The sequence below is a fragment of the Burkholderia sp. JPY481 genome (assembly GCF_038900515.1).
In the GTDB taxonomy this organism is placed as follows: domain Bacteria; phylum Pseudomonadota; class Gammaproteobacteria; order Burkholderiales; family Burkholderiaceae; genus Paraburkholderia; species Paraburkholderia youngii.
Window position 1 is genome coordinate 722,587 of sequence record NZ_JAYMRT010000001.1, and the last position, 26,148, is coordinate 748,734.

At 65.7% G+C, this 26,148-nt stretch carries 21 protein-coding genes and 1 tRNA gene; 9 read left to right on the top strand and 13 right to left on the bottom strand.

Features of this window, described 5'->3' with window-relative positions:
• Window positions 1–38 precede the first annotated feature (38 nt).
• A complete protein-coding gene (gene hrpA, locus VSR82_RS03305; protein WP_498857484.1) occupies window positions 39–4,724 on the bottom strand; it encodes an ATP-dependent RNA helicase HrpA in 4,686 nt (1,561 codons plus the stop codon).
• A gap of 23 nt (window positions 4,725–4,747) precedes the next feature.
• On the opposite strand from hrpA, the gene argA reads away from it, so the two are divergent.
• The 3 genes from argA to proP all read left to right on the top strand — a co-directional run bounded on the left by argA (window position 4,748) and on the right by proP (window position 8,748).
• Window positions 4,748–6,136 carry an amino-acid N-acetyltransferase gene (argA, locus tag VSR82_RS03310; protein WP_410847873.1) on the top strand — a complete coding sequence of 463 codons (1,389 nt, stop codon included), beginning with the start codon at window positions 4,748–4,750 and terminating at the stop codon, window positions 6,134–6,136.
• Between the two features lie 131 nt (window positions 6,137–6,267).
• Entirely contained in the window at window positions 6,268–6,540 is a 273-nt protein-coding gene (locus VSR82_RS03315; RefSeq protein ID WP_026228676.1) for an oxidative damage protection protein, read from the top strand.
• A 738-nt stretch (window positions 6,541–7,278) separates the two neighbouring features.
• Window positions 7,279–8,748 carry a glycine betaine/L-proline transporter ProP gene (proP, locus tag VSR82_RS03320; protein ID WP_498857485.1) on the top strand — a complete coding sequence of 490 codons (1,470 nt, stop codon included), beginning with the start codon at window positions 7,279–7,281 and terminating at the stop codon, window positions 8,746–8,748.
• A 66-nt stretch (window positions 8,749–8,814) separates the two neighbouring features.
• On the opposite strand, the gene VSR82_RS03325 is transcribed toward proP, so the two are convergent.
• The 8 genes from VSR82_RS03325 to VSR82_RS03360 all read right to left on the bottom strand — a co-directional run bounded on the left by VSR82_RS03325 (window position 8,815) and on the right by VSR82_RS03360 (window position 16,590).
• Window positions 8,815–9,303, bottom strand: coding sequence for a metallophosphoesterase family protein (locus VSR82_RS03325; protein WP_429458723.1), 489 nt, complete (start codon window positions 9,301–9,303; stop codon window positions 8,815–8,817).
• Entirely contained in the window at window positions 9,300–10,118 is an 819-nt protein-coding gene (locus tag VSR82_RS03330; protein ID WP_429458722.1) for a hypothetical protein, read from the bottom strand. Before VSR82_RS03330 ends, VSR82_RS03325 begins: the two co-directional genes overlap by 4 nt.
• Window positions 10,119–10,120: 2 nt before the next feature.
• On the bottom strand, window positions 10,121–10,696 hold the full coding sequence (locus tag VSR82_RS03335; protein WP_368624134.1) for a TMEM175 family protein: 576 nt from the start codon (window positions 10,694–10,696) through the stop codon (window positions 10,121–10,123).
• 147 nt (window positions 10,697–10,843) lie between these two features.
• Window positions 10,844–11,197, bottom strand: coding sequence for a cupin domain-containing protein (locus tag VSR82_RS03340; protein WP_429458721.1), 354 nt, complete (start codon window positions 11,195–11,197; stop codon window positions 10,844–10,846).
• Between the two features lie 28 nt (window positions 11,198–11,225).
• The gene (locus VSR82_RS03345; protein WP_368587636.1) at window positions 11,226–12,623 is read right to left on the bottom strand and encodes an FAD-containing oxidoreductase; all 1,398 of its coding nucleotides are present in this window, start codon (window positions 12,621–12,623) and stop codon (window positions 11,226–11,228) included.
• Between the two features lie 168 nt (window positions 12,624–12,791).
• On the bottom strand, window positions 12,792–12,980 hold the full coding sequence (locus tag VSR82_RS03350; protein ID WP_008922008.1) for a hypothetical protein: 189 nt from the start codon (window positions 12,978–12,980) through the stop codon (window positions 12,792–12,794).
• 135 nt (window positions 12,981–13,115) lie between these two features.
• Complete coding sequence (locus VSR82_RS03355) at window positions 13,116–15,431, bottom strand: putative bifunctional diguanylate cyclase/phosphodiesterase (RefSeq protein WP_498857486.1); 2,316 nt, start codon at window positions 15,429–15,431, stop codon at window positions 13,116–13,118.
• 277 nt (window positions 15,432–15,708) lie between these two features.
• Complete coding sequence (locus VSR82_RS03360) at window positions 15,709–16,590, bottom strand: SH3 domain-containing protein (protein ID WP_498857487.1); 882 nt, start codon at window positions 16,588–16,590, stop codon at window positions 15,709–15,711.
• 258 nt (window positions 16,591–16,848) lie between these two features.
• Between VSR82_RS03360 and VSR82_RS03365 the strand changes: the two genes are divergently transcribed.
• Window positions 16,849–17,448, top strand: coding sequence for a lysozyme inhibitor LprI family protein (locus VSR82_RS03365; protein ID WP_429458714.1), 600 nt, complete (start codon window positions 16,849–16,851; stop codon window positions 17,446–17,448).
• A gap of 65 nt (window positions 17,449–17,513) precedes the next feature.
• Here VSR82_RS03365 and VSR82_RS03370 read toward each other — a convergent pair whose 3' ends face one another.
• Together VSR82_RS03370 and VSR82_RS03375 are read right to left on the bottom strand one after the other, a co-directional pair.
• A complete protein-coding gene (locus VSR82_RS03370) occupies window positions 17,514–17,804 on the bottom strand; it encodes a helix-turn-helix domain-containing protein (protein ID WP_410847865.1) in 291 nt (96 codons plus the stop codon).
• A gap of 47 nt (window positions 17,805–17,851) precedes the next feature.
• Window positions 17,852–19,285: an aminotransferase-like domain-containing protein gene (locus tag VSR82_RS03375; RefSeq protein ID WP_429458711.1), complete on the bottom strand. Its 1,434-nt coding sequence runs from the start codon at window positions 19,283–19,285 to the stop codon at window positions 17,852–17,854.
• A 151-nt stretch (window positions 19,286–19,436) separates the two neighbouring features.
• Here VSR82_RS03375 and VSR82_RS03380 point away from each other — a divergent pair, with 151 nt between their 5' ends.
• The gene (locus VSR82_RS03380; RefSeq protein WP_429458709.1) at window positions 19,437–21,773 is read left to right on the top strand and encodes an FdhF/YdeP family oxidoreductase; all 2,337 of its coding nucleotides are present in this window, start codon (window positions 19,437–19,439) and stop codon (window positions 21,771–21,773) included.
• A gap of 38 nt (window positions 21,774–21,811) precedes the next feature.
• Here the strand turns inward: VSR82_RS03380 and VSR82_RS03385 are convergent, their stop codons facing one another.
• On the bottom strand, window positions 21,812–22,315 hold the full coding sequence (locus VSR82_RS03385; protein ID WP_013089862.1) for a M48 metallopeptidase family protein: 504 nt from the start codon (window positions 22,313–22,315) through the stop codon (window positions 21,812–21,814).
• 197 nt (window positions 22,316–22,512) lie between these two features.
• Between VSR82_RS03385 and VSR82_RS03390 the strand changes: the two genes are divergently transcribed.
• Entirely contained in the window at window positions 22,513–22,779 is a 267-nt protein-coding gene (locus tag VSR82_RS03390) for a helix-turn-helix domain-containing protein (protein ID WP_429461851.1), read from the top strand.
• 72 nt (window positions 22,780–22,851) lie between these two features.
• Here VSR82_RS03390 and VSR82_RS03395 read toward each other — a convergent pair.
• Window positions 22,852–22,936, bottom strand: a tRNA-Leu gene (locus tag VSR82_RS03395).
• A 141-nt stretch (window positions 22,937–23,077) separates the two neighbouring features.
• On the opposite strand from VSR82_RS03395, the gene VSR82_RS03400 reads away from it, so the two are divergent.
• From VSR82_RS03400 to VSR82_RS03410, 3 genes are all read left to right on the top strand, one after another.
• Window positions 23,078–24,145, top strand: coding sequence for a LacI family DNA-binding transcriptional regulator (locus tag VSR82_RS03400; RefSeq protein WP_429458707.1), 1,068 nt, complete (start codon window positions 23,078–23,080; stop codon window positions 24,143–24,145).
• A 98-nt stretch (window positions 24,146–24,243) separates the two neighbouring features.
• Window positions 24,244–25,323, top strand: coding sequence for an ABC transporter substrate-binding protein (locus VSR82_RS03405; protein ID WP_498857488.1), 1,080 nt, complete (start codon window positions 24,244–24,246; stop codon window positions 25,321–25,323).
• The gene (locus tag VSR82_RS03410) at window positions 25,320–26,144 is read left to right on the top strand and encodes an ABC transporter permease (RefSeq protein WP_013089865.1); all 825 of its coding nucleotides are present in this window, start codon (window positions 25,320–25,322) and stop codon (window positions 26,142–26,144) included. The genes VSR82_RS03405 and VSR82_RS03410 overlap by 4 nt, the downstream gene beginning before the upstream one ends.
• The last annotated feature ends 4 nt before the right edge of the window (window positions 26,145–26,148 follow it).

The window sequence follows — 26,148 nt, forward strand, 5'->3', positions numbered from 1 at the left end:
GAGCTGGTGTCCAGCGTCCGCGTGCGAGCGGCTTGGCTTTACCGCTGCATCGACTCCCACACCTTGTACAGGCGCTTCACCGAAACCGGCATTGGGGTGCGCAGCTCCTGCGCAAACAGCGAGATGCGCAACTCCTCGAGCAGCCAGCGGAATTCCGCAAGCCGCGGATCCATGACGCCGCCGCGCTGCGACACCGCCCGCTGATAGTGCTGCAGCAGCGGCTGGAATTCGGCGAACTGCCGTGCGTCGCGGGTGGCGTCCGCGCGCAGCTTGTCGATACGCAGCGCCATCCCTTTCAGATAACGCGGGAAATGTGCGAGTTGGGCATACGGCGTATCGACGACGAAACGCTTGCCGATCAGCGCATCGAGTTGATTCTGCAGATCGGTGTACGCGGCCGCGAATGGCTTCGCCTGCAGAAGCTTCTTCGTCAGGCTCGCGTACTCGCCGAGGATCTGGCCGACCAGCCGCGAAATTTCCTGCGCGAGCAACGTGAGGCGGCTACGCCCTTCGTCACGTCGGGTATGGAAGCTCGCATCGTCGTCGGGCAGAGGGTCCTGAAGACACGCGCGGTCGAGTGCGGTGTCGATCAGTTGATCGCGCAGTTCTTCCTGCGTGCCGCGCGGCATGAACTGCATGGCCATTTCGCGCAGGCCCGGCAGATTCTTCTCCAGATACTTGATCGGCTCCTTCAACTGCAGCGCGAAAAGCCGACGCAGGCCCGCCCGATGAATCCGCGCGGCCTCTTCCGGCGAATCGAACACCTCGACGTCGCAATGAGTGCCACGGTCCACTAGCGCCGGGTAGCCAAACAACGTCTGGCCACCACGGCGAATTTCGAGCAACTCGGGCAGCTTGCCGAAATTCCACGTGGTCAGGTTTTCGTAGAGCGCGGTGGCTGGTGCGCCATCCGGCGTCGCGGGTTGTGGCGTGGCCGCGCCTTTGCCGCGCGCCGGGCCACTCGCACCCAGATCGGGAGGCCGCCCAGGTGTCGCGACACCGCCGCCGCCCGCATCGGCCAGGGCGGCGCCTGCCGCGCCCGAAACGAGTTTCTGGAAATGCTGCTGCGCCTGACCGCCGAGCTCGGCGCGCAGTTGCGACAGATTGCGCCCCATTGCGAGCTGCCGGCCATGTTCGTCGATGACCTTGAAGTTCATGAACAGATGCGCGGGCAGCGTCTCGAGCTTGAAGTCGGACTGCTTCATCGCGACCTGGGTCTGCTCGCGCACGTCGGCGATCAGCGCCTCGAGCAGGCCCCCTGCTCCGAAGCGCTGGGCGCTGTGCCGTTCGGCGAAGCCCGCCGCGTATTCAGGGAGCGGCACGCAATGCCGACGCAGCTTCTGCGGCAGCGACTTCAGCAGCAACTGCGCCTTTTCTTTCAGCATGCCGGGCACGAGCCACTCACAACGGCGCGCGTCGACCTGGTTCAGCGCATACAGCGGTACCGCGAGCGTTACGCCGTCGCGAGGCGTACCCGGCTCGAAGTGATAGGTCAGCGCCATCTCGATGCCCGCCATCGTCAACCGCTTCGGGAACAGATCCGTCGTGACACCTGCCGCTTCGTGCCGCATCAGATCGTCGCGGGACAAATACAACAGCCGCAGCTTGTCCTCCGCCTGGCCGCTCTTTTTGACTTCGTCGCGATACCAGCGCTCGAACGACGCGCCGGTATAGACGCCATCGGGCAGCGCCTGATCGTAGAACGCGTAGATCAATTCGTCGTCGACCAGCACGTCCTGGCGGCGCGACTTGTGCTCGAGCTGTTCGATATCCGCAAGCAGCTTGCGGTTGTGCGCGAAGAACGCAAGCTTCGTGTCGAACTCCCCTTCGACAAGCGCACCGCGAATAAACAGCTCGCGCGCCCGCGCCGGGTCCTGCTTGCCGAATGCGACGCGCCGCCGGTGATAAATCGGCAGGCCGTACAGCATCGCGCGCTCGAACGCGGACACTTGCGCCGCGCGCTTTTCCCAATGTGGCTCCGACAGCGACTTTTTCAGCAGATGCGCGCCGACCTTCTCGACCCACTCCGGTTCGATTTTCGCGATACAGCGCGCGTAAAGCCGGCTGGTTTCGACGAGCTCGGCAGCCATCACCCACTTGCCCGCTTTCTTCACGAGCGCAGAGCCCGGCCACAAATAGAACTTGATGCCGCGCGCGCCGAGATAGTACGGCTCATCGTCGGCTTTCAGGCCGATGTTGCCGAGCAGGCCAGTCAGCAGCGCAAGATGGATCTGCTCGAACGTAGCCTCCGCTTCGTTCAGGCGCCAGCCGTGCTCGCGCACGACAGTCAGCAGTTGCGAATGGACATCGCGCCACTCGCGCAGCCGCAACTGCGACAGAAAGTTCTTGCGGCACTCGTCCTGCAACTGCCGGTTCGATTTCTTGTGCGCGATCGCTTCGTCGAACCAGTTCCAGATCTTCAGCCACTGCAGGAATTCGGAGCGCTCGTCGGCGAACCGGCGATGCGCCTGGTCGGCCTGCTCCTGCGCCTCGATCGGCCGATCGCGCGGGTCCTGCACCGACAGCGCGCTCGCGATGATCAGCACTTCCTTCAGCGCCTGCTGGTCGCGCGCGGCGAGGATCATGCGGCCGACGCGCGGATCGAGCGGCAGTCGCGCGAGTTCGCGGCCGAGCGGCGTCAGGTGATTGTCGTCGTCGACGGCGCCGAGCTCGTTGAGCAACTGGTAGCCGTCGGAAATCGCTCGGCCCGGAGGCGGCTCGATAAACGGAAACGTTTCGATCGCCGTCAGGTGCAGCGACTTCATGCGCAGAATCACCGAAGCGAGCGAAGAGCGCAGAATTTCCGGATCGGTGAAGCGCGCGCGGCCCTGGAAGTCGCTTTCCTCGTACAGACGAATGCAGATGCCATCGGCAACCCGGCCGCAACGCCCCGCTCGCTGATTTGCGGCGGCTTGAGAAATCGACTCGACCTGCAACTGCTCGACCTTGTTGCGATACGAGTAGCGCTTCACGCGCGCGAGACCCGTGTCGACCACGTAGCGGATGCCGGGTACCGTCAGCGAAGTTTCGGCGACGTTGGTCGCGAGCACGATGCGACGCGCGTTCGACGCGCGGAACACGCGCTCCTGCTCGGCGGCCGAGAGCCGCGCGAACAGCGGCAGAATCTCCGTATGCGGCGGATGATGTTTGCGCAGCGCTTCGGCGGCGTCCCGAATCTCGCGCTCGCCGGGCAGGAACACCAGCACATCGCCATGGCCCTCGCGGCACAGTTCGTCGACGGCCTCGACGATCGCCTCCATCAGATCGCGATCGGTCTCACGCTGCGTCTTCGGGCGCTCGCGGCCAGACGACGCCACACCCGTAGTCCCTTGCGCCGCCTTGACCGCCGGGCTGTCCTCGACCACCGGTCGGTAACGCACCTCGACCGGATAAAGCCGTCCGCTCACTTCGATCACCGGTGCGGGCTTATCGTCGCTGCCGAAGTGGCGCGCGAAACGGTCGGCGTCGATCGTCGCCGAGGTCACGATCAGCTTCAGGTCGGGACGCTTCGGAAGAATCTCCTTCAGGTAGCCGAGCAGAAAATCGATGTTCAGGCTGCGCTCGTGCGCTTCGTCGATGATCAGCGTGTCGTAGGCTTTCAGCAGCGGATCGGTCTGCGTTTCGGCAAGCAGAATGCCGTCGGTCATCAGCTTGACCGAAGCGCCTGGCGCGAGGTTGTCGTTGAAGCGCACCTTGTAGCCGACCACTTCACCGAACGGCGTGCCGAGTTCCTCGGCGATACGGCGCCCGGTCGCCGACGCGGCGATCCGGCGCGGCTGCGTATGGCCGATCAGACCATTGCCGCCTGCGCCCAGCCCACGGCCGAGCGTGAGGCAGATTTTCGGCAACTGCGTGGTCTTGCCCGAACCGGTTTCGCCCGACACGATCACGACCTGATTCTGCGCGATCGCCCGCGCAATCTCGTCGCGACGACCGGAGACAGGAAGTGCCTCGGGAAACGTGATCGGTGGAATCGGATTCGGCTCGACAATCCGCGGCGGTCGCGGTTCGCGCGGCGCGCGAGGCTCCTTGCGCGGCTCGCCCGATGGTTTGTCCGGCGAGTGCGTATCGCGCGAACCGTGACGTTGCTCGCCGCGGGTCGACCCGAGTTGCTCATTACGTGGTCCGCGCTCTTGCTGTTCGTTGCGAGGCGCACGATGCTGTTCAACGCGTGGTGTGTCCGAGCGCGCGTCGCGGGCATCGCCACGCTGCCCGCTTTGCTGCGCACCAGCTCGCTCATCGCGAGCCTGCCGGCCATGCGCACCGCGAGGCGCGCTCGAAGGTGTACTGCGGCGCTCGCTTTGCGGCTCGCCCTGTTGCTCGCTTTGCGGCCCACCGCTCTGCTGTTCACGGGTCGCGTTATGAAGCGCGGAACGGAACTGGCCAAGCTGCTCGCTCAACGAAGCGCCACGCTGCTCTCCACGAGCCCCACCGCCCCGCTTCGCACCGGACGCTTCGCCCGCTTCAGCGCGAGATTCACCGCGCCGTTCATCACGCGCCGCGCCTCGCTCGCGAGCGTGCTCTTCGCGATCTTCACGACCTGCACCGCCACCTTGCGGCGACACTTTTTGCGCAGACGCGCCCGCCTCCCGACGCGCGTCACGCGCCTGCTCTGGTCTCGCATCCTGCGCGGGGTGGCGCATCGTGTCACCGGGCTTGGCCGGCTCACCGGCCGACGCCGGTTTCTCGTTCGCCCCAGCGGGACTTTTGGGTACATTCGACATGGGGGCGCATTATAATCCCCGGCATGAATTCCCAAACCGACCTCGTCCCCGCGCCCGCGAGCGTTCCGGCCCCCGCCGACTCGCCGGAAACCCTCGCCCAGCACGCGCAATTCGTCGACTGGATGCGTTCAGTCGCCCCGTATATCCACGCGTTCCGAAACAAGACATTCGTCGTCGGTTTCGGCGGCGAAGTGGTGCATCAGGGGCTGCTGAATGCGCTCGTGTCCGACATCGCGCTGCTGCAGGCAATGGGCATCCAGATCGTTTTGGTGCATGGCTCGCGCCCGCAGGTCGAGGAGCAGATGAGCCTGCACGGCGTCGAATCGGAGTTTTCGCACGGCATGCGCATTACCGACGCGCGCGCGCTCGAGTCCGCGAAGGAAGCGGCCGGCGAAGTGCGTCTCGACATCGAAGCCGCAATCAGCCAGGGTCTGCCGAACACACCCATGGCGCACGCGCACATCAGCGTCGTGTCGGGCAACTTCGTAACGGCGCGCCCGGTCGGCATTCTGGACGGCGTCGACTTCCAGCACACGGGTCTCGTGCGCAAGATCGACGCGGATTCGATCCGACACTCGCTCGCGAGCCGCAAGCTCGTGCTGCTGTCGCCGCTCGGCTTCTCGCCCACCGGCGAAGCGTTCAATCTGTCGATGGAAGACGTGGCCTCGGCCGCGGCCATCGCGTTGCGCGCCGACAAGATCGTCTTCCTGACCGAAACCGCGGGTTTGATGGAAACCTGCGAAAGCGGTACAGAGCTGATCCGCGAACTGTCGCTCGACGACGCCTACAAGCTGCACGAAAGCGGCGAAGTCACCGGCGACGCCGGGTTCTACCTGAAGCATTCGATCCGCGCCTGCCGCGGCGGCGTGCCGCGCGCGCACATCATCCCCTATGCGCTCGACGGCAGCCTGCTGCTCGAACTGTTCCTGCACGATGGCGTCGGCACGATGATCTCGTACGAGAATCTGGAGAGCCTGCGCGAAGCGACGCCCGACGACGTCGGCGGCATTCTCGCGCTGATCGAACCGCTCGAAGCCGACGGCACGCTGGTACGCCGCGGCCGTCACCAGATCGAGCGCGACATCGACCATTTCTCGGTGATCGAGCACGACGGCGTGCTGTTCGGCTGCGCGGCGCTGTATCCGTATTCGCAGGAGCGCATCGGCGAAATGGCGTGCCTGACGGTCGCGCCCGAAGCGCAGGGTACCGGCGACGGCGAGCGTCTGCTGAAGCGGATCGAGCAGCGCGCGCGGGCACGCGGCCTCACGCGCATTTTCGTGCTCACCACGCGCACCGAACATTGGTTCCTGAAACGCGGCTTCGTCAAGGTTACGGTCGACGACCTGCCCGAAGACCGTCGCCGACTCTATAACTGGCAGCGCAAGTCGCTCGTGCTGATGAAACAGCTTTGAGTAACCCGGTGATCGTCCCCACCTGATCCGAACTGGCGTTGGCCCGCGCCACATTGATACAGTAATTATTTTTCATGGGACCGGACTAAGTGCAAAAGCACCGACTCCGGTCGACACAGGAGAAGCACAGCATGACTCGTATGGTTCAATGCGCGAAGCTCGGCAAGGAAGCCGAAGGCCTCGATTTCCCGCCGCTGCCGGGCGAACTCGGCAAGCGGATCTACGAAAGTATCTCGAAGGAAGCCTGGCAGGCCTGGTTGAAGCAGCAGACCATGCTAATCAACGAAAACCGCCTGAACATGGCCGATCCGCGCGCGCGTCAGTATCTGATGAAGCAGACCGAAAAGTTCTTCTTTGGCGAAGGCGCGGATACCGCATCGGGCTACGTGCCGCCGTCGGCCTGAGCTTGCCACGTCGAGAACGACACCAGACACGCGCCGCCCGAGCCGGGCGAACACACGCCAAAAATCCGCGCCGCGAGCGCGGATTTTTTTCGCCCCGATGTTGGCCGCGCCTCGTGTCCGCATGCGCACCATGTCTGCACGTCGAAAGTCACCCCGCGATTGTTCTAAGCGGTCCGTTTTCGAACCTCTTCCGACCCCACCAGAGCTCCCGCCCCGCAATGGATTGATGCACATCGGCGGCCTTCGCCCGCACCCCCGGTTTGCACGATCCTCTGTCATCGTGCTAACATGTGCCCCGTTTCAGCTGCAATTCACCTTCATTCGTGTTCTTTTCAAGTTGACTCGCCGTGTGCTTTTCGCGCGTGCATCATCCTGAATCGAGCTGTTTTTAAACAAGAAGGCTCGTCGGTCGTTTCCCCGCCTGAAGCGGATAAATTCAACACCGGCCTTTTTCGTTTCAAGCCTTCAGTGGCGCATGGGTCGGCTTCCGCCAGCCCCGCGTCCCTCATGCATCTGCCCCCCTTCCACGGCCACGCAGGTGCAACTGTCAGCACAATCTAGACGAGTGTTTTTTCGCGAACTTATCGCGAGGCACGGGCGTTTGTTTCTTTTCGCCAACTGTTCCGCCGCCGGATAACCAGCGCCGCGGATATCCTCGCCACGCTCACGAAATTGCACTTCCAGCAACCGAGGCGGAACGCATCACGAGTTTCGTCGCAGTCATTGGAGTTTTTAACCTTGACCGCTTCCAGCAACGGCTTCTGGCGACATCACAAACAAGAACAACGCCTTTCCCTCGACGACATCACCGTCGTCGATCACTCCCTCCTGAAACGGGCCGTCGGCGCAATGGCGCTCGGCAACGCGATGGAATGGTTCGATTTCGGCGTGTACAGCTACATCGCGGTGACGCTCGGCAAGGTCTTCTTCCCCTCGTCGAGCCCGTCGGCGCAGCTCATCGCGACCTTCGGCACGTTTGCCGCGGCGTTTCTCGTGCGGCCGATCGGCGGCATGGTGTTCGGGCCGCTCGGTGACCGCATCGGCCGTCAGCGCGTGCTGGCGATGACGATGATCATGATGGCCGCGGGCACCTTCGCGATCGGCCTGATCCCCAACTACGCGACGATCGGCATTCTCGCGCCGGCGCTGTTGCTGCTCGCGCGCCTCGTGCAGGGCTTCTCGACGGGCGGCGAGTACGGCGGCGCCGCGACCTTCATCGCCGAATTCTCGACCGACAAGCGCCGCGGCTTCATGGGCAGCTTCCTCGAGTTCGGCACGCTGATCGGCTATGTGCTCGGCGCAGGCACGGTCGCGCTATTGACGGCGACGCTGTCGACCGACGCGCTGCTGTCCTGGGGCTGGCGCGTGCCGTTCCTGATCGCCGGTCCGCTCGGCCTCGTGGGTCTCTACATCCGTATGAAGCTCGAGGAAACGCCCGCGTTCAAGAAGCAGGCCGAACAGCGTGAAGCCGAGGACCGCGCGGTGCCGAAGCAGTCGTTCCGCCAGTTGCTCGTGCAGCAATGGAAGCCGCTGCTGCTGTGCGTCGGCCTCGTGCTGATCTTCAACGTGACCGACTACATGGCGCTGTCGTATCTGCCGAGCTATCTGTCGGCGACGCTGCACTTCAACGAAACGCACGGCCTGTTCCTCGTGCTGCTGGTGATGATCCTGATGATGCCGCTGACGCTCGCCGCCGGCCGTCTGTCCGACGCGATCGGCCGCAAGCCGGTGATGCTGCTCGGCTGCGTCGGTCTGTTCGCGCTGTCGATCCCGGCGCTGCTGCTGATTCGCATGGGCACGGTGCTGCCGGTGTTCGCCGGCCTGATGATCCTCGGCGTGCTGCTGTCGTGCTTCACCGGCGTGATGCCGTCGGCGCTGCCGGCGCTGTTCCCGACCCGGATCCGCTACGGTGCGCTCGCGATCGGCTTCAATATCTCGGTGTCGCTGTTCGGCGGTACGACGCCGCTCGTGACCGCATGGCTGGTCGACCGCACCGGCAATCTGATGATGCCGGCGTACTACCTGATGGGCGCATCGCTGATCGGCATTGTGTCGGTGCTCGCGCTGCGCGAAACCGCGCGCAAGCCGCTGCTCGGCTCGGGCCCGTGCGTCGCGACGCGCGCCGAAGCGCACGCGGTGCTGCGCGGCGAACGCGAGGCCGAGGAGATGGATGAGCGGTTCGCAGCGGCTGCGACCGCACGTGCCTGATCCGCGCAGCCATCCCTCGCTAGAGTAGTTTCGAAGCGGGCCGGCGATATTCGCCGGCCCGTTTTTTTACGTCAGCAGCGCATCGAACGTGGCGCTGACCTGCGCGCCTTCGACGATCAGTTTGCCCGCGCACACCGGCAGCTTGAAGCGTCGCGGCCCCGCGCTGCCCGGATTGACGTACAGCACGCCGTCGCGCTCGGCGATCGACGGCTTGTGCGAGTGGCCACTCACCACGACGCGAATACCTTCGTCGTACGGCACGCAGCCCAGCTCGGCGATATCGTGCACGACCAGAATCGTCACCTGTTGGACGGTCAGCCGCGCATGCGTCGGTAAAGACGCGGCCCATTCACCGGTATCGTTGTTGCCGCGCACCGCGGTCAGCGGCGCGATCCGCGCGAGCGCGTCGAGCACGTCCGGGTTGCAGATATCGCCCGCGTGAATGATCGCGTCGCAACCGTCGAGATAGTGCAACGCTTCGGGACGCACGAGGTTGTGCGTATCGGAGATGAGCCCGATGCGGGTAGCAGTCGATGGTGGGCGACGTGAAGTCATGCGCAGTCTCGCTCGGTCTGCGGCTGCACCAACCCGCGCGCCGTCGCCTGAGCGCGCGGCTGCCCAGCCAGCATGCGCCGCGTCAAGCCCTGCACGACGACCGACACCACCGCCGCGCACGCAAAGCTGGTCGCCACACCGTACTGCGGCAGCAGCAACGCCGTCACCGCGAAGAACGCCGCGAACGAGCCGCGCCCGACCACCATGCCGCGCATCAGCAGCGCGACGAAGTCCGCGCCATGCGCACGCTGCGCCGATACCGCGAGCACGATCCCGAGCAGCGGAAACACCGACAGCACGCCACTCCACGCCGCGCCCATCGATGCCGAGGCCGTCGTCACCGCGAGCGTCAGCAGTGCGCCCGCGAGCATCCGCACTGCCGGATCCGCGCGCCCGACGCGCGCCGGCGGCACATCACCGGTCGCGCGCGGCAAGCTGCCCTGCGACACCGCGCCGGCCACGCACGCCGCCGCCAGCGCCCACCCGGTCGAGCCGGGCAGCCGCACGATCAGCAGCGCCGCCCCGAGCCAGCCGGCCACCCCCACAACCAGTGCAAGCGGCCAGTCGAAACGCCGGCAGGTCCACCCATAAGCAAGATTGAACGCCTCCAACGCGGCGATCGCCGCAATCGACGCCGCCGACGCCTGCGCCGCGAACGCCGGGCCGCGCTCGAGCGCGAGTAGCAGCATGATCGGTCCCGCGACGACCGGCAGCCCCGCGAGCCATCCCGCGACCGACGGTCCCCAGACGTGCGCGGCCACCGTCAGCGCGGCGAGAAAGGCCGGCACCAGCACGAGCTTCAGCGCGAGCAGCATGCTCAGGCCTCCAGCACGGCTTCGATGCGCCGGTCCGGCACGAACCACCACACCGCCGCGAGCGCGTACAGCGCAGCCGACGCCCACGGTACGACGAACGCGAGTCCGATACCGGTCAGGTAAATGACGACGGAGACCTTACCCTTGAAGTCGCTGCCGAGCGCTTTGGCCAGTGCCGAATCGCGTCCATGCTGAGAAATCAGCGCGCGCGTCAGGATGAAATACGCAATCGCCGACATGAACAGCACGATGCCGTACATCGCGGTCGGCCACGCGGCCAGATGGTTTCGGCCGACCCAGTGCGTGACGACCGGCAGCAGCGAGAGCCAGAACAGCAGATGCAGGTTCGCCCACAGCACCTTGCCGTTGACCGTCTGCACCGCATGGAACACGTGATGGTGATTGTTCCAGTAGATGCCGACGTAAATGAAGCTCAGCACGTAAGCGCAGAACACCGGTACGACCGGGCGCAGCGCCGCGAGATCGTAGCCCTCGGGCACCTTCAGCTCGAGCACCATGATCGTGATGATGATGGCGATTACGCCATCGCTGAAGGCTTCGACGCGTCCCTTGCCCATGCTGCGATGTCCCGAAGATGAATGCGGTGGGGCGCACAGCCCGCCCGCGCATTGCGCGCGGGCCGCGCCGCTGCCGATTATCCGTGATGGTGTGAGGATTTGTCGATGCGCGGAGCCGGCCGCGCGGATGGCTCCGTCCGCCGCGGCTCAAGGGTAGTAGACGGCGAGCCACACGCTTGGCTCGATGTCGCTCGTATATGCGACGCGGTGCCGGCAATGCGCTTCGATCAGCACGTGATCGCCGGGCTTCATCGGATGCGGCTTGGGGTCGCCGTCGAATTCGAGCGCCGCCGCGCCGCTGAGCAGGACGACCCATTCGGCGCGCGGGCTGTCGTACCAGAAGCCGGGCGGACTCGCCTGCCCGGTCGAGACGATCCGCTCGATCGTCACGCCGCCCTGCTCGACGAGCGGGTCGACCTGCTCAGCGGCCATCGTCCCCGACCGCGCGACGGCGTCGAACAGGTTGCCGCTGCTACGTGCGGGTTTGAGCGAGTTCGTCATGGGCGTGTTGCGCCGGCGTCAACGCGGTTCATTGCATCGGTTTGAGTCCATCGAGCAGCGTCGGCACGAGTTCGCTGATGGTCGGATGCACGTGCATCGCGTATTGCAAGGTCGGATATGGCGCGCCCGCCGTCATGATGTCGACGAACGTATGGATCGCCTCGTCGCCCTCGACGCCGTGAATCGCCGCGCCGAGTATCTGTTTGCTGTTCGCATCGACGAGCGCCTTCATGAAGCCGTCGGTTTCGCCACGCTCGCGCGCACGGCCCACGCGCGACATCGGCATCGTCGCGATCAACGCCTGGCGGCCGCTCTTGCGCACCTCCTCCTCCGACATGCCGACACGCGCGAGCGGCGGATCGACGAACACCGCGTACGTCATGATCCGCGTGTCGACGCTGCGCGCGCCGCCGTCGAGCAGGTTCGCCGCGACGATCTGGTAGTCGTCGTAGGAGGTATGCGTGAACGCGCCGCGGCCGTTGACGTCGCCGATCGCCCACACACCCGGCGCGCTGGTGCGCAGCTGGCCGTCGACGATGATCGTGCCGTGCCGGTCGGTCTCGATGCCCGCGGCGTCGAGACCGAGGTCGTCGGTATTCGGCGTGCGGCCGGTCGCGAGCAGCAGGTGCGATGCCTCCATCGCCGGGATGTTCTGCTCGAAGCCGATGCACACGTCATTCGCGCGATGCGGATGCGGCTCGACGCGCGTCGGCTGCACGCCGAAATGAAACTCGACGCCCTCGCGCGCGAGCACCTTCTGCACCGATTCCGCGAAGTCCGCATCCTCGCGGTTGAGCACGCGCTCGCCGCGCACCAGCACGCTGACGCGGCTGCCGAAGCGGCGAAACACCTGCGCGAATTCGAGCGCGATATAACTGCCGCCGACGATCACCAGATGATTCGGCAAAGTGGTCAGTTCGAGCAGCGTCGAGTTGGTGTAGTACGGAATCCGCTGGATGCCTTCGAGCGGCGGCACGACCGCGCGCGTGCCGGTGTTGATGAAGATTTCGAACGCGCTGAGTTCGTCCTGCGGTTGGCCGTCGCGCCCGATGATCGACAGCGTGCGCGCGCCGGTGAAGCGCGCGTGGCCATTGAACACCGTGATGTTTTCCGTGCCGCGCAGCCATTTTTCGACGCCGCTGCGCGACTGTCCGATGATCCGGTCCTTGCGCGCCTTGACGGCCGCCATATCGACGCTGACCGAGCCCACCTGCACGCCCAGGTCCGCCGCATGGCGCGCCACGTGCGCCGCGCGGGCGCTCGCCACATAAGACTTGGTCGGCGTACAGCCGACGTTCACGCAGGTGCCGCCGAAGTCCGCGCGTTCGATCACCGCCGTACGGCGTCCGCTTTGAGCGAGGCGCACGGCGAGCGGTGAGCCGCCTTGTCCCGTACCGATCACGACTGCGTCGAAGTGCTGTGGCATGGCAACTCTCCCGGGGCTGGGTGCAGGTCGTAGCATCTTACGCTTAGTGCCACCGGCTGCCATGCGATGTCGGATCGTGCGGGCGCTTTGGCGACGACCCGTTTTGCCATGCGCCGCGCGAGGCGGCGCCAATCCGTTGGGATTACTGTGAATACGCTGCGGGACTTCTCAGGCGTGGCAATGAACCGCGCAAATCAACTCGCGCGAACGCTGCAAGGCGGCCTGCGCGCCGCGCGCCGCAAACACCCAGCCGACCTGGCCGAGATTGAAGTCTTGCGACACCATCACCTGCATCAAAGCGACCATCGGCAACACGACCGATGGCCGGTAAAGCTGGTTTCTAATCAACTCTGACATCACGACCCCCATTGCGGAGCGCCGCTTCGGCACCGCGCACCAATAACGTTTCGATGGGGGAATTCTAGGGAGCGCGTCGCCGCCGATAAATAGCGGCAACGCGAAGTCACTTGTTCGGCAATCTGAACAATCGCGTCAGGACGCCTTCGCCATGCCGATCAATTGCGCGTCGTACAGCGTGCGCGCATAGGCGCTGGCCCCGACCGGCCGGCTGTACAGGTAGCCCTGCTGCTTGTCGCAATCGATCGCGCGCAGAAACGCCGCCTGCTCGGCGGTCTCGACGCCCTCGGCGGTCACGTTCATGCCGAGCGAGTGCGCCATCGCGACGACCGCCTGCGTGATCGCGATCGAATCGCGATGATCCGGCAGCCCCGCGACGAACGACCGGTCGATCTTCAGGTTATGCAGCGGAAAACGCTTCAGGTACGACAGCGACGAATAACCGGTGCCGAAATCGTCGACCGACACGCGCACGCCCATTGCGCTCAGCGCGCTCAGCATCGGCAGCACGGTGTCGCTATCGCTCATCAGCAGCCGCTCGGTGATTTCCAGTTCGAGCGCGGCCGGTTCGAGCGCGGACTGCGCGAGACAGCGCTCGATGCGCTCGAGCAGCCCGTCGTTGAACTGCCGCGGCGACAGATTCACCGCGACGATCAGATGCGGCGCCAACGTGCGCCGCCACTGCGCGACCTGCTGGCAGGCGTGTTCGAGCACCCAGTCGCCGATCTCGACGATCAGCCCGGCGTCCTCGGCGACCGGAATGAATTCGCCCGGCGACACGTTGCCCAGTTCGCTGTTGTACCAGCGCAGCAGCGCTTCCGCGCCGATCGTGCGACCGCTCTGGCTATCGACGATCGGCTGATACACGAGGCTCAGCTCGTTGGCCGCGAGCGCGCGCCGCAGCGACTGCTCGATCGTGAAGCGCCGCTGCAGATGCCGGTTCAGCTCGGCGGTGAAGAACTGGAAGTTGTTGCGGCCGCGCTGCTTCGCGTGATACATCGCCGAGTCGGCGTTGCGCATCAGCGTCGCGACGTCCTGGCCGTCTTCGGGAAACAGGCTGATGCCGATCGACGCGCCCAGGTAGTACTCGTTGCCCGCCACCGCGAACGGCACCGCGATCATGTCGAGAACACGATGCGCGAGGCCGATCAGCTCGCCGGTATTGCCGCACGCACTGGAGACGATCACGAACTCGTCGCCGCCCACCCGGGCCAGCGTGTCGCTGCGCCCGACGCAGGCCGACAGCCGCTCGGCGACGCTGCACAGCAAGGCGTCGCCGGCTTCGTGACCGGCCGTGTCGTTGACCTTCTTGAAACCGTCGAGATCGACGAACAGCACGGCGACGCTGGCGGGTTCGCCGCCATGCTCGCCGCTGGCGCGCGGCGCGAACAGGTCGCGCATCCGCTCGGTCAGGTAGGCGCGGTTGTAGAGGCCCGTCAGCGAATCGCGCGTGGCGAGGTACTTCAGCTGGCGCTGCGCCTCGCGCACCGGCCCGATGTCGGAAAACGAAATCAGCACGGAATCCGGCTCGCTCTCGCCCGGGCGCAGGATCGGCACGACGTTTTCCGTGATCCACACGACTTCGCCGCTCATCAGCTCGAGGCCGATCGTCACGCCGAGCATCGGCTTGCCGGTCGCGAAGACCTGGGTGACCGGACGGTTGCCGTCGCCGATCACCGAGCCGTCCTCGCCGAACGCGCGTGTCATCACGGTCTGCATGCTGCGGCCGACGACCTGCGGCGTCACGTGCAGCATGCGCTGCGCGCTCGGATTGCAGGCGAGCACGATGCCGGTGCGCGACTGCACGACGATGCCTTCGCTCAGATGATCGACGACCAGCCGGTGACGCTCCTCGCTGTGCGCGAGGCGCTGCGCCATCGCGTCCTGATGGACCGCGAGCCCGACGCTGCTGCCGATGTCGCGCAGCATCGCCTCTTCCTCTGGGGTCGGACGGCGCGTGGTGCGGTAGTAGACGGCGAACGCGCCGAGCACGATGCCGGCGTCGTTTTCGAAGGGCACGGACCAGCAGGCGCGCAAGCCGTGCGGCAATGCGAAAGCGCGGAAGTTTTCCCACAGCGGATCGGATTCGATGTCGTCGACGATCACCAGACGGCGCTCGAACATCGCCGTGCCGCACGAACCGGCGCGCGGACCGATCGTGGCGCCCTCGATCGCGGCGCTGAACGGGGGCGGCAGCGACGGCGCGCCGCCTACGCGCACATGCAAGCCGTCTGGGTCGAGCAGCAGGATCGAGCAGCACGCGCCGTCGCCGAGCAGCGCCTCGGCGCGACGGCAGACTTCGTCGAGCAGCTCGGGCAGCGGCGTGTTGCGCGTGATCAGCCGCAACACGCTGCGCTCGGATGCGAGCACTTCCTCGGCCCGTTCCGGGCGATAGCGGGCGCCCTCCGGCGCGGCTGTCGTCGTGCCACGTGATGTCGCTTCGCAAATCATAGTTGCGCCCCCCAACCCAACATCGGCAAGTTAGTGTACGCGGCACACCGGGGTTTACGCTAAGCACGGCGTGAAAATCCGCCACGCATCGGTGCGGACGGCTACGGGTGTGGCGTGCAAGCATCGGTTGACGCGGGTACGACGGGCGACGGCGGTTCTCGCACCGTGGGTTCGTAGCCCGCGGGCGCCGCGGCGGCTCGACGCCGGGCCGCTGCAGCAGGTTGCGGCGGCCCGTTTGGCACCATTGTCTTCAGTGCAGTGGCGGCGTCAATGATTGTCAATTGTTGCCGCCGCCTACTGGAGGCCGTGTTCCGCCACCACCGCCTTGAGGACCTCCTTGGGGTCCGCCTTGATGACCACCTGGGGGCCGATTGCCGCCTTGCTGAGCGCCGCCCGGCGAGTGACCGCCTCCGCCGCCTTGCGGTCCGCCGCCCGGCGGCCGGCCAGCCCCACCGCCCTGCTGCGCGCCGGGAGGACGGCCGCCGGCGCTGCCCGGAGGCGGGCCACCCGGTGGGCGTCCACCCGCGTTGCCCGGTGGTCGGCCACCCTCGTTACCTGGAGGCCGTCCGCCTGCATGGCCCGGCGGCGGCCCACCCGGCGGACGGCCACCCGCATGGCCCGGCGGCGGCCCACCCGGCGGACGCTCGCCCGCGTGACCCGGCGGCGAGCCACCCGGCGGACGCCCGCCGACATGCCCCGGCAGCGGCCGCCAGTTCGGCGGCGGATGCCCGGCGCCCGGTCGCGGCGGCGGGGGCGGCGCATGACGCGCCCAGCGCGAGCGCTGGCCGTACCACGGCTGGCCGCGGTAGTAGTTGCCCCAGTAATCGTTGATCGAGAACGCGAGGATCGGCAGGCCGAGCGCGGCGCCGTAGTTCAGCGGCATGTTGTAGCCCTGGTACGGCGAACTGAGCCGTGACGCATACACCCAGCCGCGCAGATTCGGTGTGGCGACGTCGCACCACTGGTAGTTGCTCAGGCACCCCATCACCGTTACAGGAGCGCCGCCCGGTAGCTGCGCGACGATCGGATAATCGGACGCAGGGCCCGCGCGCACGTTGGTACCGCTGTTCGTATAGGCCTGCGCCTGCGCGCTGGCCACGCCGGGCAAGGTCAGCAGGCCCGCTGCCATGTAAAGACCGATCAAGAGTTGTCGTTGCATTCGTTCTTCCTATTTCGATGGTCACCTTTTGACCACGCCGGCCTATGTGCCCCCACTTCCAATAAATAGACGTTGCGCCTGCTTCATGACACGCGAACGTGCGCCCGCAGCAATCACGCACGGCATATGCCAGCCGGCAAGCCCGAGCGGCAAGATCTTGTAGACCCGCCCGAACTCCGACGTTGTTCGAGCGTCCGCGAAGCGCGCGACCGGTCGATCATCGGCGGCATGATCAATCGATGCACCGCCGGGACTCTGATGACCCTCTTCCGCCCCCTCCTGCTCGCCGGACTGCTGCTCGCGCATCCGTATACCAACGCCGCCAGCTTCGACTGCCAGCGCGGCCGTTCGCCGGCCGAGCGCATGATTTGCGGCAACTCCGCGCTGTCGGCGCTCGACGACACGTTGGGCCAACTCTACTGGAAAGCGCGCCGGCGAGTCGCCCAGCGCCGTGCGTTCACCGACGACAGCGACAGCAAGTGGGCCTGGCGCGAAGCGAACTGCCGTGACGTCGCGTGTCTGCGGACGTGGTACGCGACGCGCATCGACGAATTGCAGCGGCTGCTGGCGAGCTTGCCGAAGGCCGCGCGGCACCCGGCGTCCGCGGGTGGGGATGTGAAAGCGCACCCGGACCCGTCGACGCTGCACTGCACGGCCGCGAAGCCCGGCCTCGTCGTCAACGAGCAGTGTGCGAGCGTGATCGGACAGTCGGGCCAGCGTTGGAGGTTTCAGCCGCGCGATGGCGACTGGTTTTGCGGCGTGGCCACGCTCGAGGCGGCGGACATGGCGCCATCGCAAGAGCAAGCGCCGATGCAGAGGCCGATGCAACCGCAGATGCAGGCGAGCGTTGGGCAATGAGCGGCGAAACACACTGGCTACGACGGCGATGGGCCTGCGCGCCGGGTGAACTGCGCGCGGAAAGCTCAGTCAGCGGCCGACGGCTCACCGCCCTCGCCCGTGCCGAACAGCTCCGCGCAAAGCTGCGCGCCGGTTTCGCTCAGCGACGCGGCTCCGGTGCCATCGTCATGGAACATCGTCTCGACGAGACCGGCGCCCGATAGCGCCGTCAATTGCCGCCGCAAGCTGCTCATCGGCACACCGGCCTGCTTCGACAGCTTCGCGAGCGACCACCCGCGCCGGGGTGTCTCGCGATGCGCGCGCCATAGCTGCGCGAGTATCGCGGCGAGTTGCGGGTCGATGTCGTCGTCGTTCATGTCGGTCTCGCTGTTGTGATGCGTCGGTTGTATCGCGGTTGCGCGATTCACGCCATCGCCGTGGCCAGCTCGCCGAGCGTCTTCAACGCCGCCTCGGCCTGCGCGGTCCACGGATAGCTGTAATTCAGCCGGATGAAGTGCTGGTAATCGTTGCGCGTCGAAAACATCATCCCCGGCCCGACCGTGATACTGCGTTCGAGCGCGGCCTGATAAAGCCGCATCGAGTCGATCGCAACCGGCAGTTCGACCCACAGCACGTAGCCGCCGCGCGGCGTCGACACGCGCGTGCCGACCGGGAAGAAGCGCAGCACCAGCGCGCTCATGATGCTCGCCTGCTGCCGGTACACGCGGCGCAGATGCCGCAGATGCCGGTCGTAGCCGTCCTGACGCAGATAATCGGCGACCGCGACCTGCGGCACCGACGGCGTCGTCAGCGTGTTCAGAAACTTGAGCTTCTCGACCTGCGCGCGATAACGCCCCGGCAGCGCCCAGCCGATCCGGTACGACGCCGTCAGGCTTTTCGAAAACGACGCACAGTGCAGCACGAGCCCTTTGGTGTCGAAAGTCTTCAGCGTCGATGGCCGCGCGTCGCCGAAGTACAGCTCCTGGTAGACGTCGTTTTCGATCGCCGGAATCTCGTGCGCGGCCAGCAGTTCGACCAGTTGCCGCTTACGCTCGTCGGACATGCAGAAACCGAGCGGATTCTGGAAGTTCGGCATCACCATGCACGCGGCGATCTTCTGACGCGCGATCACCTTCGCGAGCGCGTCGATGTCGATGCCGTCGACCGGATGCGTCGCCACTTCGATCGCGCGCATGCCGAGGCGCTCGATCGCGTGCAGCATCGCATAGAAGGTCGGCGATTCGACCGCGACGGTGTCGCCCGGCTTCGCGACCGCCTGAAGGCTCAGGTTGATCGCCTCGGTCGCGCCGAGCGTGATCACGATTTCGCCCGGATCGACCGGCAGACCGTTTTCCGCGTAGCGCCGCGCGATCTGGCGGATCAGCTCGGGGTTGCCCGGCGGCAGATCGTCGATCAGATTCCAGCTCGCGTGCCGGCGCGCGATCGCGTTCGCGTACTGGTTGATGCGCCGCCACGGGAACAACGACGGATCGGGATACGGCGAGCCGAACGGCACGGCGTCGTGCGCGCGGATGCTGCGCAGCGTCGACAGCACGAGCCGGCTCACGTCGACCGTCGCGGGCACCGGCGGCGGCGCGGACGTGCGGCCGGCGCGCGCCGCGGCGGGCGCCGGCGTGAGCGCCCGCGCGGCCGCGTCGCGCACGAAATAGCCCGACTGCGGCCGGCTTTCGATGACGCCGCGGCTCTCCAGCAGCGCATACGCATGCAGCACCGTCTTGATGCTGACGCCGTGCTGCTGACTCGCCTGGCGCACCGACGCAATCCGCTCGCCGGCCGCGAATACGCCGCGGCGCACGGCTTCGGTGATTTCGTCGGCGAGTTTTTCGTAGAGCTTCATGCGATTCGGGCGGGTTCGGGCGGTTTCAGAGATTGTCGCGCAACTGTACTCCTATTCTTTCCGATTTTCTGTATCCGACGTGGATTGTGGAACACAGTACGCTTGCGGGCATTGGGCTGCAAAGCCTGTCGAATCTGTCCATCGCCACGTCATGAAGAAGAACGAAGCACAAGCCGAACCCCGCATCGAGCCGTACAAGCACCCCGCCGCCGGCTGGGGCGCGCTGAAGTATGTCGCCATCAACCTGCTCAAGGAAAAGGTCGCGGGCGGCAACTACCGCACGCTGCTCAAGCAGAACCAGCCTGACGGCTTCGACTGCCCTGGCTGCGCGTGGCCGGATCGCGAGCACGCGTCGACGTTCGAGTTCTGCGAAAACGGCGTGAAGGCGGTGGCCGCCGAGGCCACCGGCAAGCGCGTGACGCCCGCGTTCTTCGAGCAGCACAGTGTCGCCGAGTTGATGAAGCAATCCGACTTCGAGCTCGAGCAGCACGGCCGCCTGACCGATCCGCTCGTCTACGACGCCGCGCGCGACCGCTACGTGCCGATCGGCTGGGACGACGCGCTCGAGCTGATCGCAAGCCATCTGAAGCGTCTCGACGATCCGAACCGCGCCGCGTTCTATACGTCGGGCCGCGCGAGCAACGAAGCCGCGTTCCTGTACCAGCTGTTCGTGCGCATGTATGGCACCAACAATTTTCCCGACTGCTCGAACATGTGCCACGAGGCGACGAGCCGTGGCCTGCCGCACACGGTCGGCATCGGCAAGGGCACGGTCACGCTCGACGACTTCGAACACGCGGATACGCTGCTGATCTTCGGCCAGAACCCGGCCACCAACCATCCGCGCATGCTCGGCGAGCTGCGCGAGTGCGCGAAGCGCGGTGCGACGATCGTGTCGATCAATCCGCTGAAGGAGCGCGGCCTCGAACGTTTCGCGAGCCCGCAGCACCCGGTCGAAATGCTGACGATGGGCAGCACGAAAATCAGCTCCGTGTTCATCCGTCCGAAGGTCGGCGGCGATTTCGCGCTGATCAAGGGCGTCGCCAAACGCGTGCTCGAACTCGACGACGAAGCGCTGGTGTCGGGCCTCGAGCGCGTGCTCGACGTCGACTTCATCGCCCAACACACGGTCGGCTTCGCCGCATTCGCCGACGATCTGCGCGCCGAGCGCTGGGACACGATCGTCGCCGAGGCCGGCGTGCCGCTCGACGAGGTGCTGAAGCTCGCCGATATCTATGTGAAGGGCCGCGCGGTGATTTCGACCTGGGGCATGGGCCTCACGCAGCACAAGAACTCGGTCGCGACGGTGCAGCTGCTGTCGAATCTGATGATGATGCGCGGCAATATCGGCCGGCGCGGCGCGGGGCTATGCCCGGTGCGCGGCCACTCGAACGTGCAGGGCGACCGCACGGTCGGCATCGAGGAAAAGCCTACCGACGCGTTTCTCGACAAGCTTGGCGCAGCCTACGATTTCGCGCCGCCGCGCGAGCACGGACTCGACGTCGTCAACACGATTCAGGCGATGCTCGATGGCAAGGTGAAAGTGTTCATCGGCCTCGGCGGTAATTTCTCGATCGCGACGCCGGACACGCCGCGCACGTGGGACGCAATGCGCGCATGCGAACTGACCGTGCACGTGACGACGAAGCTCAATCGCAGCCACCTCGTGCACGGCCGCGACGCGCTGATCCTGCCGACGCTCGGGCGCACCGAGATCGATATTCAGAACGGCGTGGCGCAAGGCGTCAGCGTCGAGGATTCGATGAGCATGGTGCACATCTCGTACGGGATGAACAAGCCGGCGTCGGACAATCTGCTATCCGAAGTGGCGATCGTCGCGCGGATGGCGCATGCGACTTTGGGCAGTGGCAAGGTGGACTGGCTCGCGCATGCGGCCGACTACGCGCTGATTCGCGATGGCATCGCGAAGGTGATCGACGGTTTCGACGACTACAACGAGCGCCTGAAGAAGCCGGGCGGCTTCCATCTCGGCGTCGCGTCGCGCGACCGCATCTGGAAAACCCCGAGCCGCAAGGCGCAGTTCATCGTCCACGCGATCGCGCTCGACACGCCGATTCATCAGGCGAAGAAGCGTCACGGCGAACGCCTGATGACGCTGATGACTACCCGCTCACACGACCAGTACAACACGACGATTTACGGTCTCGACGATCGCTATCGCGGCGTGTACGGACAGCGGCGCGTGCTGTTCGCCAACAAGGACGATCTGGCGATGCTCGGGTTCGCGGCCGGTCAGCGTGTCGATATCACGAGCGTGTGGGCCGATGGCATCGAGCGACGGGTGGACGGTTTTCTGCTCGTCGAGTATGACATTCCGCGCGGCTGCCTCGGCGCTTACTATCCGGAGACGAATCCGCTGGTACCGCTCTCCTCGGTCGCGGATGGCGCGGGTACGCCGACGTCGAAGTCGATTCCGGTGTTGTTGACGGCGTCGGTGGTGCAGGATGTCGCTGTTCTGGCGGCCTGAAGTCAGCTCTATTTTCCGCGCCTTGCGCGCGGCGTCCCTCACACGGGCTTCTTCGCCAGATCGCGATGCGTCAGATACAGACGTAGATCGAATTCGATCTGGTGGTACCCCGGCTGCATGAACTCGCACAGACGATAGAACGCCTTGTTGTGATCGCTCTCTTTCAGATGAGCGAGTTCGTGCACGACGATCATCTTCAGAAACTCCGGCGCCGCGCCCTTGAATAGCGACGCGATGCGGATTTCCTTCTTCGCCTTCAGCTTGCTGCCCTGCACGCGCGAAATGCTCGTATGCAGGCCGAGCGCGTGACGCATCACGTCGAGCTTGCTGTCGTAGGTGACCTTGTCGATCTGCTCCGCGTTGCGCAGGTGTTCGCGTTTGAGCTCCGCGCAGTACTCGTAGAGCGCGCGGTCGGTTTGCACCTCGTGCGTGTTCGGGTACTTCTGCGCGAGATAGGAGCCGAGCTGATCGTCGGCGATCAGCGTTCTCACCTTGTCTTGCAGAGGTGCGGGGTAGCCGGTCAGGTATTTGAGCGAAGACATGAAGGCGGATTGAGGTTGGCGAGGTGATATTACGCACGGTCGCGCCGATCGACAAGGTTAGGCGCTTGTCCGGAGTTACGCCGAGTTCTGGAGGTTCCTCGCGTTATGCGGTGTGACAGTTTCTCACTCGATTTTGTCCGCATAGGCCAACGAGTTTCACCGCTTCCGTGCGATGCGCCGCAGATTCGAGCAACGCTCTGATCACCAGGGATACACAAGAACTACTGACCGGCACCGACCGGAACCTGATTCCCAACGACGTCGTGAGCGGCACGGTTGACGGCGCTTCACCCGTACGCGCATGGAGCGAACAGCTCGGTTTCACTCAGGCGAACATCGCGGCGCGTCTTGGCATCAGCCAGCCTGCTTTTGCACAACAGGAAAATAGCGATCGCTTGCGCAAATCAACGCGCGAAAAGATCGCGGCGGCGCTCGGTATCAGCGCGAAGCAACTGGATTTCTGATCGGGAAAACTGGAGAGCGAGATCGGCACGGCGATCATCGGCGTGCGCGCATCGTGCCTGTCATTGCAACACTGGTGCCGGGGACCGGACTTGAACCGGCAAGCCCGAAGGCGGCGGATTTTAAGTCCGCTATGTTTACCAATTTCATCACCCCGGCAGGGGTCGCAATCGCGCGTGGTCGCGAATTCTACCATCGCGTCGCCGCAGTCCCAAGAACGCCCGACACCACGTTCATCCCCAAGTCACAAACCTTGCCGATAATCCGCTCACGAAAACGATTACAGCGGGCCGCAAACCGATGACGCCGACGATCAAGGATGTCGCCGCCCACGCGGGCTTTTCCATTGCCACGGTATCGCGCGCGATCAACGCGCCGCACACCGTGAACCCCATCACGCTCGACAAGGTACGTCAGTCGATCGACGCGCTGAACTTCCGCCCGAGCCCGCTCGGCCGGCAATTGCGCGGCGAGCGTACGCGCCTGATCGGCGTCGTTCTGCCGACGCTCGCGAACCCGGTGTTCGCCGAATGCCTGCAAGGCATCGACGATCTCGCGTCGGCGCAAGGCTACCGGCTCATGCTGATGACCACGCAGTACGACGTGGACCGCGAGCGTCACGCAATCGAAACGCTGCGCGAGCATCGCGTCGAAGGCCTGATCCTGACCGTCGCCGATGCCGACACCCATCCGCTGCTCGACGAACTCGACCGCGATGGCCTGCTGTACGTGCTGATGCACAACGACACGGTGCGCCGCCCGTCGGTGTCGGTCGACAATCGCCTTGCCGCCTACGACGGCGTGCGCCGGCTCATCGCCAACGGCCATCGCCGCATCCTGATGCTGGCCGGCTCGTTCGCCGCGTCGGATCGCGCGCGTCAGCGGCATCTCGGCTACACGCAGGCGATGCAGCAAGCCGGCCTCATCGCCGCGCCCGCGCTCGAAGTCGATTTCAACGCCGACGAACTCGCGCCGTCCGTGCTCGCGCACCTGACGCAAGGCGCAAACCGTCCGACCGCCCTCTTTTGCAGCAACGATCTGCTCGCGATGGTCGTGATGCGCGGCCTGCGCCGCGCGCGTCTGAAGATTCCGCAAGACATGTCGATTCTCGGCTTCGACGGCCTCGCGATGGGCGAACTGCTGTCGCCCGCGCTCGCCAGCATCTGCGCGCCGAATCGCGAGATCGGCCGGGCGGCGTGGCAGCGTCTGCTTGCACGGATCGGTGGCGAGCGCGACGAGCGCGCATTCCCCGCCACTTCGCTCGCATTGACCCTACCGCACAGCGTGCGTGAAGGCGCGACGATCGCGGCACTCGGGTCCCACGCAGATTTCGACAGGGCATCACCAACGCAAGGGCTGACCGCCTAGGCAGCCTTCGCGCACTACAACCGCTTGCAACCACCACCTTTTACGGGCCCGGAGTGAGTGCGGAAGCACTTGCACCGATCGAACACAGGAGACCTGCAGTGACCCGCTCGACCTCACGCTTCGCATCCTCCAAACCGCTCTGGCAGAAACTGTCGCACGCCGCCGCGACCGTAGTGCCGGCGAGCCTGCTCGTGGCCGGCGCGGCGTTCGTCACGCTCGCGCCGCAAAAAGCGCGCGCCGACGAAACCGCGATCTGCTACAACTGCCCGCCCGAATGGGCCGACTGGGCGAGCCAGATCAAGGCGATCCAGCAAAAGACCGGCATTCGCGTGCCGTTCGACAACAAGAACTCGGGCCAATCGATCGCACAGCTGATGGCCGAGCAGAAAAGCCCGGTCGCCGACGTCGTGTATCTCGGCGTGTCCTCGGCGTTCCAGGCGAAGGACAAGGGCGTGATCCAGACCTACAAGCCCGCGCACTGGGACGACATTCCGGCAAGCCTAAAAGACCCGCAAGGCTACTGGTTCACGATCCACTCGGGCACGCTCGGCTTCTTCGTCAACAAGGACGCGCTCGAAGGCAAACCGGTGCCGCGCTCGTGGGCCGATCTGCTGAAGCCTGAATACAAGGGGATGATCGGCTACCTCGATCCGTCGAGCGCGTTCGTCGGCTATGCGGGCGCGGTCGCGGTGAACCAGGCGCTCGGCGGCACGCTCGATAACTTTGAGCCGGGCCTCGACTGGTTCCGCAAGCTCAAGGCGAATGCGCCGATCGTGCCGAAGCAAACCGCGTACGCGCGTGTGCTGTCCGGCGAAATTCCGATCCTGCTCGACTACGACTTCGACGCGTATCGCGCGAAATACAAGGATCATGCGAACGTCGAGTTCGTGATTCCGCAGGAAGGCACGATCTCGGTGCCGTACGTGATGAGCCTCGTGAAGGGCGCGCCGCACGAAACGAACGGCAAGAAGGTGCTCGATTTCGTGCTGTCCGACGAAGGCCAGAAACTGTGGGCGCAGGCGTATCTGCGGCCGGTGCGCGCGAGCGCGATGAATGCCGAAACCGCCGCGCAGTTCCTGCCCGCGAGCGAATACGCGCGCGCGAAGCCGGTCGACTTCGCGAAGATGGCCGAGAAGCAGTCGGGCTTCGGCGAGCGCTATCTGCAGGTGATGCATTGAACGACGTCACCTTCCCGCTGCGCTGGCGCATCGCATTGCTCGCGCCCGCGCTCGCGGTATTCATCGCGTTCTGGCTGCTGCCGATGGGCGCGCTCGCGCAGCTCTCCGGCGGCGGCCACGCTTTCGCGACCTATCGCGCGATGCTGACCAATCCGCGCTATATGTCGAGCCTCGGCGCGACCGTCGTGCTGTCGGCGGCGGTCACGGCGGCCACGCTGGTGCTGTCGGTGATCGCGGGGCTGCTGCTCGCGCGCCGCGAGTTCGCCGGCAAGCGCACGCTGCTCGCGCTGCTGACGTTTCCGCTCGCGTTTCCGGGCGTCGTCGTCGGCTTCATGGTCATCATGCTGGCCGGACGTCAGGGGCTGATCGGCGCGCTGTCGCTCAAACTCGCGGGCGATCGCTGGGTGTTCGCGTATTCGATGAGCGGCCTGTTTCTCGGCTATCTGTATTTCTCGATTCCGCGCGTGATCGTGACGGTGATGGCCTCCGCGACCAAGCTCGATGCGTCGCTCGAAGAGGCCGCGCGCTCGCTCGGCGCATCGCCGTGGCGCATCATGCGCGACATCGTGCTGCCGGCGCTGTCGCCCGGACTGATCGCGGCGGGCGCCGTGTGCTTCGCGACCGCGATGGGCGCGTTCGGCACCGCGTTCACGCTAGCCACCGACATCGACGTGCTGCCGATGACCATCTATACCGAGTTCACGCTGAACGCGAACATGGTGACCGCCGCGGGCCTGTCGATCGTGCTGGGCATCGTCACGTGGGCGGTGCTGGCGATCGCGCGCAGCGCGAGCGGTTCGGGCGTCGCGGCGAGCGCATGAACGA

Bases quoted from the DNA above. Each gene is read 5' to 3' on its own strand.
- VSR82_RS03365 (WP_429458714.1), top strand. From the start codon at position 16,849: ATGACCCTCTTCCGCCCCCTCCTGCTCGCCGGACTGCTGCTCGCGCAT.
- VSR82_RS03355 (WP_498857486.1), bottom strand. From the start codon at position 15,431: ATGATTTGCGAAGCGACATCACGTGGCACGACGACAGCCGCGCCGGAG.
- VSR82_RS03375 (WP_429458711.1), bottom strand. From the start codon at position 19,285: ATGAAGCTCTACGAAAAACTCGCCGACGAAATCACCGAAGCCGTGCGC.
- VSR82_RS03400 (WP_429458707.1), top strand. From the start codon at position 23,078: ATGACGCCGACGATCAAGGATGTCGCCGCCCACGCGGGCTTTTCCATT.
- VSR82_RS03385 (WP_013089862.1), bottom strand. From the start codon at position 22,315: ATGTCTTCGCTCAAATACCTGACCGGCTACCCCGCACCTCTGCAAGAC.
- VSR82_RS03370 (WP_410847865.1), bottom strand. From the start codon at position 17,804: ATGAACGACGACGACATCGACCCGCAACTCGCCGCGATACTCGCGCAG.
- VSR82_RS03330 (WP_429458722.1), bottom strand. From the start codon at position 10,118: ATGCTGCTCGCGCTGAAGCTCGTGCTGGTGCCGGCCTTTCTCGCCGCG.
- VSR82_RS03350 (WP_008922008.1), bottom strand. From the start codon at position 12,980: ATGTCAGAGTTGATTAGAAACCAGCTTTACCGGCCATCGGTCGTGTTG.
- VSR82_RS03360 (WP_498857487.1), bottom strand. From the start codon at position 16,590: ATGCAACGACAACTCTTGATCGGTCTTTACATGGCAGCGGGCCTGCTG.
- VSR82_RS03345 (WP_368587636.1), bottom strand. From the start codon at position 12,623: ATGCCACAGCACTTCGACGCAGTCGTGATCGGTACGGGACAAGGCGGC.
- argA (WP_410847873.1), top strand. From the start codon at position 4,748: ATGAATTCCCAAACCGACCTCGTCCCCGCGCCCGCGAGCGTTCCGGCC.
- VSR82_RS03335 (WP_368624134.1), bottom strand. From the start codon at position 10,696: ATGGGCAAGGGACGCGTCGAAGCCTTCAGCGATGGCGTAATCGCCATC.
- VSR82_RS03315 (WP_026228676.1), top strand. From the start codon at position 6,268: ATGACTCGTATGGTTCAATGCGCGAAGCTCGGCAAGGAAGCCGAAGGC.
- VSR82_RS03325 (WP_429458723.1), bottom strand. From the start codon at position 9,303: ATGACTTCACGTCGCCCACCATCGACTGCTACCCGCATCGGGCTCATC.
- hrpA (WP_498857484.1), bottom strand. From the start codon at position 4,724: ATGTCGAATGTACCCAAAAGTCCCGCTGGGGCGAACGAGAAACCGGCG.
- VSR82_RS03340 (WP_429458721.1), bottom strand. From the start codon at position 11,197: ATGACGAACTCGCTCAAACCCGCACGTAGCAGCGGCAACCTGTTCGAC.
- VSR82_RS03380 (WP_429458709.1), top strand. From the start codon at position 19,437: ATGAAGAAGAACGAAGCACAAGCCGAACCCCGCATCGAGCCGTACAAG.